This is a genomic window from Niabella beijingensis (assembly GCF_020034665.1).
Lineage (GTDB): Bacteria > Bacteroidota > Bacteroidia > Chitinophagales > Chitinophagaceae > Niabella > Niabella beijingensis.
Window position 1 is genome coordinate 228,613 of the sequence record NZ_JAIQDI010000002.1, and the last position, 12,071, is coordinate 240,683.

8 protein-coding genes are annotated in these 12,071 nt (G+C 50.2%); 7 read left to right on the forward strand and 1 reads right to left on the reverse strand.

Going from position 1 to position 12,071, the window contains the following annotated elements; genetic code table 11:
* The first annotated feature begins 243 nt into the window (after positions 1 to 243).
* From K7B07_RS17040 to K7B07_RS17050, 3 genes are all read left to right on the forward strand, one after another.
* Positions 244 to 1,410, forward strand: coding sequence for an alginate lyase family protein (locus K7B07_RS17040; protein WP_223711727.1), 1,167 nt, complete (start codon positions 244 to 246; stop codon positions 1,408 to 1,410).
* 66 nt (positions 1,411 to 1,476) lie between these two features.
* Positions 1,477 to 3,351 carry an alpha-L-fucosidase gene (locus K7B07_RS17045; protein ID WP_223711728.1) on the forward strand — a complete coding sequence of 625 codons (1,875 nt, stop codon included), beginning with the start codon at positions 1,477 to 1,479 and terminating at the stop codon, positions 3,349 to 3,351.
* Positions 3,352 to 3,398: 47 nt separating this feature from the next.
* The gene (locus K7B07_RS17050) at positions 3,399 to 4,592 is read left to right on the forward strand and encodes a glycoside hydrolase family 88 protein (protein ID WP_223711729.1); all 1,194 of its coding nucleotides are present in this window, start codon (positions 3,399 to 3,401) and stop codon (positions 4,590 to 4,592) included.
* A gap of 54 nt (positions 4,593 to 4,646) precedes the next feature.
* Here the strand turns inward: K7B07_RS17050 and K7B07_RS17055 are convergent, their stop codons facing one another.
* A complete protein-coding gene (locus K7B07_RS17055; RefSeq protein ID WP_223711730.1) occupies positions 4,647 to 5,015 on the reverse strand; it encodes a hypothetical protein in 369 nt (122 codons plus the stop codon).
* 1,381 nt (positions 5,016 to 6,396) lie between these two features.
* On the opposite strand from K7B07_RS17055, the gene K7B07_RS17060 reads away from it, so the two are divergent.
* The 4 genes from K7B07_RS17060 (at position 6,397) to K7B07_RS17075 (ending at position 12,067) form a co-directional block, all read left to right on the forward strand.
* Positions 6,397 to 7,386 (forward strand): polysaccharide lyase, encoded by a 990-nt coding sequence (locus K7B07_RS17060; protein ID WP_223711731.1) that lies wholly within the window; start codon positions 6,397 to 6,399, stop codon positions 7,384 to 7,386.
* A gap of 14 nt (positions 7,387 to 7,400) precedes the next feature.
* Positions 7,401 to 8,774: a polysaccharide lyase 6 family protein gene (locus K7B07_RS17065; RefSeq protein WP_223711732.1), complete on the forward strand. Its 1,374-nt coding sequence runs from the start codon at positions 7,401 to 7,403 to the stop codon at positions 8,772 to 8,774.
* Between the two features lie 120 nt (positions 8,775 to 8,894).
* Positions 8,895 to 10,319: an alpha-L-fucosidase gene (locus K7B07_RS17070; protein ID WP_223711733.1), complete on the forward strand. Its 1,425-nt coding sequence runs from the start codon at positions 8,895 to 8,897 to the stop codon at positions 10,317 to 10,319.
* 227 nt (positions 10,320 to 10,546) lie between these two features.
* Positions 10,547 to 12,067 (forward strand): glycoside hydrolase family 28 protein, encoded by a 1,521-nt coding sequence (locus tag K7B07_RS17075; RefSeq protein ID WP_223711734.1) that lies wholly within the window; start codon positions 10,547 to 10,549, stop codon positions 12,065 to 12,067.
* Positions 12,068 to 12,071: the final 4 nt, after the last annotated feature.

Below are 12,071 nucleotides of genomic sequence, written 5' to 3' on the forward strand. Positions count from 1 at the left end.
TGTATTGATCGTCTGGCCTGCGGTAAGATCACTGTTGAGCTTATAACAAAATGATGGAGTGGTCAGCATCGATGCGAATATGGGAGAGGATATAGAAGGCAAAGGCGTAGCCTTGTATTGATAGTGTAGCAACGAATGTAATTCGTTGCGTATGGGCAACAGAAGAAAAACAGAGAGCTGTAAGCTCGATACATATTTGACAATTGTGATCTATAAGGGTAGAAACACTGGCATAAAATAAAAATGAAAAAAAGACTATTATACGTTATCCTGGTTATAGGGGCCTTTATAGGACAGGGGCTCCAGGCCCAGGATATCGATGGCGTAAAGACGGTTTTAAAAAGGCAGGTACTTGCAAAAGCCGCCTGGGCCATGCAACAGCAACCGGAGACCGTAACTGCGCACCGGGCCTCCCGCAGTACCGGTGGCATACATGATTTTTACAGCGAAGGTGATTACTGGTGGCCCAACCCGGTAAGTGTGGACAGTCCGTACATTCAAAAAGATGGACAAACAAACCCCGATAATTTTGTAGCGCACCGGCATGCGATGATCCGTTTCAGCCGGATCGTTGGCGCCCTGGCATCCGCTTACCGCATCAGCCCGCAGCAAAAATATGTAAAGCAGGTGCTGGTACATTGCAAAGCCTGGTTTATGGATACGGCCACTTTAATGAATCCGGACCTGCTCTACGCGCAGGCCATAAAAGGCAGGGCTACCGGGCGCGGTATCGGCATCATCGATGCCATACAATTGATGGAAGTAGTGCAGGGATTGAGGGTGATGGAACGGGATGCAGCAATGGACCGGAATACGCTGGCCGCCACAAAAAAATGGTTTGCCCGGTTTTTGGAATGGCTGACCACCCATCAATATGGCAAGGATGAAATGAACGCGGCCAACAACCACGGTACCTGCTGGGTAATGCAGGTAGCGGTTTTTGCAAAATTTACCGGTAATAAAGAACTGATGCAGTTTTGCAGCGACCGGTATAAGAAAGTACTGCTGCCCAACCAGATGGCCCGGGACGGCAGTTTCCCCAAAGAGCTGGCTCGTACCAAGCCGTACGGATATTCCCTGTTTAACCTCGATGCCATGACCACCATCTGCCAGGTATTATCGACAAAATCGGATGATCTCTGGAATTATGAAACCCCTGACGGCCGTTCGATAAAGAACGGACTTGAATTTCTTTATCCGTTCATCGCCGATAAAAATAAATGGCCGTACAGGCAGGATGTAATGTACTGGGATAACTGGCCGGTGGCCCAGCCCGCATTGGTATTTGGGGCTGTTGCATTTAAAAAAAATGACTGGTTCAATACCTGGAAAAAACTGGATCATGCACCGGAAACAGAAGAAGTGATCCGGAACCTGCCGGTAAGAAACCCGTTGATATGGATCCAATAAAAATGAATTTAAATGACGCAATCGCATCGTCTGTGTAAATCGTCGAAAGCTGTGAGCAAAAATTTTATGAAACGTTTTTTTATAGGCATATTATTTAGTACCGGCATCTTTACTGCTACCGCGCAGGTAGCGGGCGATGAAGATAAGGATATGTATAACAAAGGACAGCAGCGGGATCAGCAGGCGGTTGATGAAGCGGTAAACGGCTGGTGGACACAATCTATGAAAACGCATGAAGAGCGGATCGCCTGGTGGCGGCAGGCCAAGTTCGGGATGTTCATTCACTGGGGGATCTATTCCCTGCCCGGCGGCGAGTGGAAGGGAAAGAAGGTGGATGGCTATGCCGAACATTTAATGCGCAAGGAAAAGATCACGCGCAATGAATACCTGGAACTGGCGCACCGGTTCAACCCGGTGCTGTTCAATGCAGATGAATGGGCCAGGACGGCCAGGGACGCGGGTATGCGCTATATGATCATCACCGCCAAACACCACGATGGGTTTGCCATCTATCCTTCCGTTGTATCTGATTTTAATATTCATGATCAGACGCCCTTTAAGCGGGATCCGCTGGCGGAGCTGTCTGCTGCCTGCAAAAAATACGGTATCAAATTCGGGTTCTACTATTCGCATGCCTTCGACTGGGAGCATCCGGATGCTCCTGGTAACGACTGGGAGTACAATAACCCGGGAGGCGATAAGAACCTGTATGGCGGGCGCGACTGGTACGACAAGCACCCCGAACTGCTGCCAAAGGCCGTGAAATATGTAAATGAAAAAGCCATTCCCCAGATAAAAGAACTGCTTACAAAATACCACCCCGATATCATCTGGTTTGATACACCACATAAGCTGCCCTTCTCCGAGAACCTGCGTATTTTAAAGATGATACGGGAAACGGATCCCAATGTGGTGGTGAACGGGCGGCTGGCAAGGAGTGCCGCCCGCAATTATGGGGATTATCTGAATACCGCAGACCGGCCTGCAGAGTTTGCACCGGTTGCTATAGAGGATCGGAACAGGTGGGAGGCCATCCCCACCACCAATGAAAGCTATGGATATTCCAGGTATGATAACAGCCATAAGCCGGTTTCCTTTTTTATACAGTTGCTGGCAAAGGCGGCTGCGCGTGGTGGTAACCTGCTAATGAATATCGGTCCGAAGGGAGACGGCGCCATCGATACAAAAGATCTTGCTATTTTAAAAGGAATCGGCAACTGGATAAAGCAAAACAGTGAAAGCATTTATAATGTTGTGCCAAGCCCGTTGCCATTGCAGAACTGGGGGGTAAGTACGATGCAGGGCAACAAGATTTACTTGCATATATTTGATTTTCCTGCGGATAAAAAACTGTATGTGGGAGGATTGAAAACTGCCATAGGAAAAGCATATCTGTTAGGCAGTAAAAAGACAGTAGCGGCAAAACGCATTGGCACGGACGAGGTGCAGATCGACCTTACCGGTGTTACGCCAGATGCCGCTAATACCGTGGTAGCGCTGGAATTAAAAAGCGAGCCCGAAACAAACCCTGTATTCTTTGCGGCGCCCAATATCCCCATCACCCGGTTGCTGGCATTTGACGCGCAATTGAAGGGAAAAGGATTTGGTTTTGGTGATGGAAAGACCGGCCGTTACTATGTAGACGGCTGGAAATCGCCGGAACAAAAGATAAGTTGGACGGTGCAGACAATGAAAGCGCGCAGCTATGATGTGGTGATTAAATATGTAACAGGACCCGAATGCGGCGGCAGCTATAAGTTATTGCTGAATAGTGTCACATCGATTGAAGGACAAGTACAGCATACAAAGGGGGGAGTGATTACTGAAAAAATTGGCAAACTGGAGCTGAAGCAGGGCGTGAATACCCTGGTACTTAGTCCCGAAACAGTCTCCGGCAGCGAACTGATGAAATTGCTGGAAGTACAATTGATCGTTCATTAAAACATAAATCATTTAAACCCGCGGCGGCGGACGCTATTTTACAAACCATGAAGAAAACAGGAATCATCATCGCTTTCGTTGCGAGTGCGTTAACAGGAATTGCACAGCGTATAAATATTCCGGTAACAGTGAAAGATGCCGAAAAGCAAACGGCCGTAATGCTCCGGGAGATCCGTGTTGCAAAGGAAACAGATAAAAAAGGGCTATCTCCAAGAACCCTGGAAGACGGAAAGTTGAAGCTGGTGGCCTCCCGCGACTGGACCAGCGGCTTTTTTCCCGGCGAGCTCTGGTACCTGTATGAGCTTTCCGGTAATAAAAAATGGGAAACAGCCGCAAGAACCTTTACGGCAGACATTGAACAGGAGAAAATCAATGGCACCACGCATGATATGGGATTTAAAGTGTATTGCAGTTTCGGTAACGGGTACCGGCTCACAAAAGATCCGCATTATAAGGAAGTGATCATCCAGGCGGCAAAGACGCTGAGCACACGATTCAATCCAACGGCCGGTGTGCTCCGGTCCTGGGACCACAGTAAAAATAAATGGGATTTTCCGGTGATCATTGACAATATGATGAACCTTGAATTGTTGTTTGAAGCCTGGAAACTTACCGGTGACCAGTCGTTGTATAAGATAGCGGTAAGTCATGCAGACCAGACCATGAAAAACCATTTCCGTCCGGATTACAGCTCTTATCATGTGGTGGATTATGATACGGTTACCGGTAAGATCAATAAGAAGACCACTCACCAGGGCTATGCCAATGAATCTGCCTGGTCGCGCGGGCAGTCATGGGGACTGTATGGGTATACCATGTGCTACCGGGAAACAAAGGATGCAAAGTACTTGAAGATGGCCGAGCACATTGCCGGCTTTATACTCAGTCATCCCCATCTCCCCAAAGATGGTGTTCCTTATTGGGATTTTAATGCACCGGGGATCCCCGATGAACCGCGTGATGCCTCGGCTGCGGCGGTGATTGCATCGGCATTGTATGAGTTGAGCACCTATAGCAAGAACGCAAAGAGATACCGGGCAGCGGCAGACCAGATCGTTGGAAGTCTTACAAAAAATTACCGGGCGCCCATTGGCACCGCAAGCGGATTCCTGCTGCTGCACAGCACCGGTACAAAGCTAACGAACACGGAAGTGGATGAGCCACTGAGCTATGCCGACTATTATTACCTGGAAGCATTGCAGCGGCTGCAGCAACTTCAGGCGGGGAAGAAATTGTTCTGATACCCGATTCATGGAGCATTTGGACTACATGATAAAAGTATAATTATTCTGTCATCACCCTGTTCCGATAGCATGTGCGGCTATGCCGCAATTGCTCCAGGGATTCGTATAACCTCCCGCTATTCCCGGTGCGCTGCACCTTAATAGGCTGTTATTGCTACTTGCTTTAAAGATCAGCACTGCGTTGCAGCTTCGCAGGCGCATCAGTGAACCCCTTACGATTTGCCGGATCAAAACAGGCGCAGCGCGCCGCTCATCGTTGTAACCGGAATGCCCGGCAACCCCTCCCAGCCGCAGCGCGGCGGTAACCTGCTGCGTGGCGGCCGTATAACCTCCGGCTATTCCCGGTGCGTCGCACCTTAATGGACTGTTATTGCTACTTGCTTCAACGATCAGCGCTGCGTTGCAGCTTCGCAGGCGCATCAGTAAACCCCTTACGATTTACCGGATCAAAACAGGCGCAGCACGCCGCTCATCGTTGTAACCGGAATACCTGACGACCCCCTCCAGCCGCAGCGCGGCGGTAACCTGCTACGTGGCCGTACAAACACCGCTATTCCCGGTGCGCCACACCTTAATGGACTGTTATTGTTACTTGCTTTAGATCAGCGCTGCGTTGCAGCTTCGCAGGCGCACCAGTGAACCCCTTACGATTTGCCGGATCAAAACAGGCGCAGCACGCCGCTCATCGTTGTAACCGGAATGCCCGGCAACCCCTCCAGCCGCAGCGCGGCGGTAACCCGCTGCGTGGCGGCTGTATAACCTCCGGCTATTACCGGTGCGTCGCACCTTAATGGGCTGTTATTGTTACTTGCTTTAAAGATCAGCGCTGCGTTGCAGCTTCGCAGACGTATCAGTGAACCCCTTACGATTTGCCGGATCAAAACAGGCGCAGCACGCCGCTCATCGTTGTAACCGGAATGCCCGGCGACCCCTCCCAGCCGCAGCGCGGCGGTAACCTGCTGCGTGGCGGCCGTATCACCTCCCGCTATTCCCGGTGCGCCGCACCTTAATGGACTGTTATTGCTACTTGCTTTAAAGATCAGCGGTGCCTTGCAGCTTCGGAGGTATCGATTAACCGCGCGTGAAACGCGTGGTTAATGATCGCAATACTGGTTGAACCCCGCCGGGGTTCAATACCAACCGGTAGTAACGAATTGGTGTAACCGCCGGCTATTGAAGTATAATCCCATCCGGGGTTTGACTATTTAGCTTACATGCCATGGGCCTACTGTGCTCCGCTCAGTATTACGAAAGAAGTGTATGTTACGCTGAACTTGTTTCAGGGTTAGATGCAAAAATAGCCTGATGAATCGCAAATGTATCAGGATAAGCAAGGCCATTTCAGGATGAAATACCCTTAAAGCCGGGCTTTCCGGCACACTTTATCAATAAAAGCAAGCGCGCAAAGGTGCAGCGCGCCGGCAATCTTTGTAACCAGGAGTGAACAAATGAGCGCCCCAGCCGCGGCGCGGCGATAATTTCACACACCGGATATGTATAAACCCTGCGCGATGACCGGCGCACTATACCTAAGTTATCTGTTACGGTCACTTACTTCAAAAATCGATGCTGGTTGCAGCTTTTAATAGTAAAAATTAACCTGACGCATATATGATGCATCGGGATAGCATGACAAACAGGAGTATCTTTTTTGCCGGGATAACACAGCGTCACTACATAACCTTGCAGGATCAGCCAAAATCGTTGAATAGAATGCAAATCAGGAGTATTTTTTTAGCGGAATATGTAAGTTATTTGTAAATGACCGTTCCCGGCTGCCGGGAGCAAACAATGATCGCATATGAAAAATTTAAAAACAACAAATGCATTGTTTGGCTGCATGGCCCTGCTTGCCATCGCCTGCACTACAAAAACAGCGGTAGATGGTCCGGATGGACCGGCGGACCCCAACGAAGGGTACCAGCTGACCACCACACTGGAATCAAATGCTTCTATGCCTGGCCAGAATTACAGCGCCATCAATACCTTTATGAAGACCTATGGGTTTGATTATTCCGAGCATCCCAATTGCAGCGGGGGCTATGGCGGACATCCGGACGGTGTGCACTGCGATACCGAGCTGGACCCGGATCTCAATAAATATGTGTTCCGCTTTAATATTCATATCGATCCGGTGATCGACGGAGACCGTTGCAGTTCCGGTACGGTGGACCGCCAGCGGAATGAGATGAAGTCGGCTACCAACAATACCACCTGGGCCAAAATCCAGGGCAACTGGGATGAGTGGCAGGTACTGGAATGGAAATTCAAACTGCCCCAGGGATTCCAGCCCACTTCCAGTTTTTGTCACATCCATCAGCTGAAAGCGCAGGACGGACCCAATAACGGGAGTCCGCTCATCACCATTACTCCCCGTGCCAACAGCAACGGAAGCAATAAACGGATACAGATCATTCACTCCGTGGATGGCGCCAGCACCGGCAAGGGAACCATCGTTGATAATATACCGCTGGCCGATTTTGAGAACGAATGGGTGCAGGTGCGGGAAGAAATGCACTACACGCACAACGGATCTTATTCCTGTAAGATCATCCGCATAAGAGATGGCAAGGTACTGATCGATTTTAAGGATGAGAACATAGACCTGTGGCGCAGCGGGGCTTCTTATATCCGCAATAAATACGGTATTTACAGAAGTCTGGCCGGCGGGAAGCTGAACCAGGATCCCGTTGGACAAAGTCCTTTATTAAAGAACGAATCCCTGTGGCTGACGGATGTTAAGGTATATGAAAAGAATACCAATCCCAATCCCGGGCAGGCGCATGATTGATTAAAAACAGCAGGATGAAAAGATACATAACCGCTTTACTATTGTTACAATTGCCCGTGTTATTATTTGCCGGAACCATTACCGTGGAGTCGTTGCCGGATCTTCAGAAGGCCATCGGCCAGGCAAAGCCCGGCGATGAGATCATTTTGAAAAATGGGGTGTACACGGCAGAAACCGATATTAAGATTGCACAACAGGGTACCAAAGAACAACCCATTACCATCCGTGCCGAGCGCACCGGCGGAGCGGAAATAAACGGAAGTGGCGGCATAAGTATCGTTAGTCCGGCGGCTTATATCATCATCTCGGGTTTTAAGTTCACACATGCGGCTTCAAAAGCACGTACGGCGCCCGGTACCCGCTTTTGCCGCTGGACGCACAATGTTTTTGAAACACCTGGTAAAGGAGAATACCTGACCATTGCCGGCAGTGATCATGAAATCGACTACAACACTTTTCAAAACAAAACGGAGATGGGGCGTATCCTCGCGATCCGCGGAGAGGGAAAGCAGGTAGCGGAGCGCCTGCACATCCATCACAATTATTTTTACAATTTTCCGGACCAGGGTGGTGCCAATGGTGCGGAAACCCTGCAGTTTGGTTTAAGCGGGTTCAGTTTATCCACCAGCAACAGCGTTGTGGAGTACAATCTTTTTGAAAAATGTCATGGAGAAAATGAACTCATCTCCGTAAAAGCGTCCGGTGTAACGCTGCGTTACAATACCATCCGCGATTGCCCGGCGCAGTTCACCTTACGACATGGCAATAAATGCGAAGTGTACGGGAACTATTTTTTCAATACGCCTGGCATCCGCATTTTTGGAGATGACCATCATATCTTCAGCAATTATTTTGAGAACTGTGATCCGGCCATTACCATTGGAAATGGCGGGGCCGAGGTAGCTGATGGGGCACCGCTGACTTCCCATGACCGGCCGGACCGGGTATGGATCGCTTTTAATACACTGGTAAACAACAAACGGAATATTATACAGCCCGAACGGAAGAACGGGTTGGGATCCACTTTTATATCGGTGATCAGTAATATTATTCAGGGCGGTGATGCCGCGGTGTCCATTGCAGGGCCTTACACACAACCAAAATGGAGCGGAAATATTATTTTTAACACCAAAGGACCCGGTGATCTGCCGGAAGCGGGATACCGGGTGACCGATCCCAAATTGGTAAAGGGTGCTGATGGTATCTGGCGTTTGAGTAAGGGGAGTCCGGCTATTGGTGCGGGCGGCAGCAACCACCCCGTTGCAGCCGTAGATATGGAGGGGCAGCCGCGTAATAAAAAATGGGATATAGGTGCCGACCAGTACAGTACCGCAGCTACCACCGCCCAGGCTTTGAAGGCAAATGAAGTGGGTGCGCAGGCGAAATAGAACAAGTGCTCCGTCAGGAGTAACCTGTTTGCAGAATAGCATTACCGGAGGATGAAAGGAGTGACACAACAAGCGATGATAGTAGCAGCGGGCCGGCAAAAATATATATAAAATATAAATATGAAAAGAATTGTAATCATTGCGTTTGCATGTTTGCTTGCAGGTATGGTAAACGGCCAGTCGGTGGATAAGGATACCCGCATGAAATGGTGGCGGGAAGCACGTTTCGGCATGTTCATTCATTGGGGGGTGTATTCGCAATGGGGCGGGGTGTACCATGGCCACCAGCAGGCGCGGGGTGGTGCCGAATGGATCATGAACCGCAGCAAGATTCCCGTGGCCGAATATCAGGAGCGGGCAAAATCTTTTAACCCCGTAAATTATGATCCGGATGCCTGGGTAAAGATGGCAAAGGATGCGGGGATGAAGTACATCATCATCACCTCCAAGCACCACGATGGCTTTGCGCTGTTTAAATCCAATGCCAGCAAATGGAATGTGGCAGATGCAACGGCTTATGGTAAAGACCTGCTGAAACCCCTGGCGGATGCCTGCCGCAAATACGGGATGAAGCTGGGTTTTTATTATTCCCAGGCGCAGGACTGGAACAATCCCGGTGGAGCGGTGGCGCGTAAGGAAATGAAGGAAGGCTGGCCGAACCCGGATTCCGCAAAAATAGATGCATATACCCTGGCGCATAAAGGGCACTGGGATCCTGCACAGGAAACAAAGACTTTTGATCAGTACATTAACGATGTGGCCGTGCCGCAGGTAAAAGAAATTTTATCCAACTATGGCGATATCGCCGTGCTGTGGTGGGATACACCTACCAACATGACGGACGAGGCCGCGCAGAAACTACAGGATGTATTAAAGCTTCAACCACATATCATCACCAACGACCGGCTGAAGCGGCCTAATTTTCCGGGGGATACCAAAACGCCGGAGCAAAAAATTCCCACACAGGCGGAGCTGGATGGGCAGGACTGGGAAACCTGCATGACCATCAACGGGAGCTGGGGGTATAAGAGCTGGGATCATAACTGGAAATCGACCGAGACCCTGATCCGTAACCTGGTGGATATTGCCTCCAAGGGCGGCAACTACCTGCTCAACATCGGACCAAAAGAGGATGGTACAGTGCCCGGGGAAAGTATTGAACGGCTGGCAGCTATTGGCAAATGGATGAAGATAAACAGCAGTGCCATTTACGCCACACATGCCAGTCCGCTGGCAGACCTGTCCTGGGGCCGGTGCACCATGCAGCAATCCGGTGACAATACCCTGCTGAACCTATTTGTGTTCGACTGGCCCAAAGACGGAAAGCTGGTGGTACCGGGCCTTGCCAATAAGGTAGCCAGTGCTGCATTACTGGCCGGTAACAAAAAACTAAAAGCCCGCAATGAAAACGGGAATGTGGTGATCGATATACCGGCCGCCGCACCGGATGCCATTGCTTCGGTGATCCAGCTGAAGGTGCAGGGCGCTGTAGCCAATGTAAATACAACCGGTTCCAAAAAAATGAAGACCGGCGAGCTGGATTAACCGATAAATTTCATGCGGAAACGAATAAAAAAATACGCTTGCATACTTTGCGGTTGATATCATTCATATAGGGCAGCGCCGGTATTTGAAGGTCATTACGCAAAACAGGCAATAACGGATCCTTGCGTTTCTTTACGCCCTTTGCGGTTTTTATTTCACGCGGCTGCGCGGTGCAACGGCGATACGCAGCGCAGTACTACCCCTTTTTTTAAATGTAATTGTTAAAGATGAGATCATTGCTGTTGTTTTGTTTGTCGGGCTTTTGGCTGTGTACGCGGGCTGCGGATAAGAACATTACAGACTTCGGCGCAAAAGGCGATGGCACCACGCTGAATACAGCGGCCATCCAGAAAGCCATTGATGCCTGTGCCGGCAGCGGCGGAGGTAAGGTATTCTTTCCTGAAGGAAATTATCTGTCCGGTACCATCGAATTAAAGGATAACGTGGTGCTACATTTTCAAAAAGGAGCCACACTTCTCGGCAGCACCGATATTGAAGCCTACCGCAACCTGGACCCCTTTACTGAGGGGCTGGGCATTGATGTAGGCTGGGCGCTGGTAGTGGCGGTAGACCGGAAGAACATCGGTATAGAAGGAGCCGGTACCATCGACGGACAGGGCAGTAAACTAAAAGCCGCACATATTTTAAAAGATATCCGGCCTGAGGGGCAGCGCTGGGGCCGTCGTCCCTTCCTGCTGCGGGTAGTGCGCTGTACGGATGTACAGGTAAAGGACGTTACGCTGAAATATGCCGGCGCCTGGACCTCCCATTATTTTCAATCAAAAAATATACGGATCGAAAACCTGAAAATTGTAAGTGTAGGGGTGGCGCATAATGACGGCATCGGCATTGACGGTTGCCAGGAGGTAACCATCCGCAATTGCGATGTGGAGAGCGGGGATGATGCGCTGGTATTTAAAACCACCTCCAGTAAAATGGCCTGCAGGAACATAAAGGCAAACGGGCTGCGCTTAAAAAGCAACCAGGCCGGCATTAAGATGGGGACAGAGTCCATGGCTGATTTTGAGAATATTCAGATCACGGACTGTATTATTTACGACACCCGCAACGGTGGCATCAAACTATTGTCAGTAGATGGTGCACAGATAAAAAATGTAATCATCTCCGGTATAAAGATGACCAATATCCGCACGCCCGTATTGCTGCGCCTGGGTTCACGGCTCAGCGTGTTCCGCAAAGGGCAGGATGTGCAACAGCAAACAGGACTGTTTGAAAACGTGGTGCTCAAAAATATTACCGCAGTATCGGCAGACAGTACGCAGCTGAAATCGGCCAGCGGCATCCTCATTACCGGTGTGCCGGGACATAAGATATCCGGCATTACGCTGGAAAAAATACACATTACACTGCCGGGCGGCGGTGCAGCAGGAGAGGCGGAGGCCATGGTACCGGAAGCCATCGACCAGTACCCGGAGGTAAAAACCTTTGGCCCGGTAATACCCGCTTACGGGCTCTGGCTGCGTCATGCACAGCAGATCCGGGTGAAGGATCTGGAAGTGGTAACAAAAAAGGAAGACCAGCGCCCGGCGGTTTTTATGCAGGATGTGCAGCAGGCGCAGCTGACGCAATGCAGCTTCCGTGCCGCAGGCACCCCCGCTTCCATTATTACTATAAGGTCATCGGACGCCATCACGCTGAAGAAAATAAAAGCTGCTGCCAGGGCAAAAGTATTGCTGGATGCGGATCCTGCCAGCAAGGAAGGGGTGCGGTATAACGAAGGTCGGTAGTCAG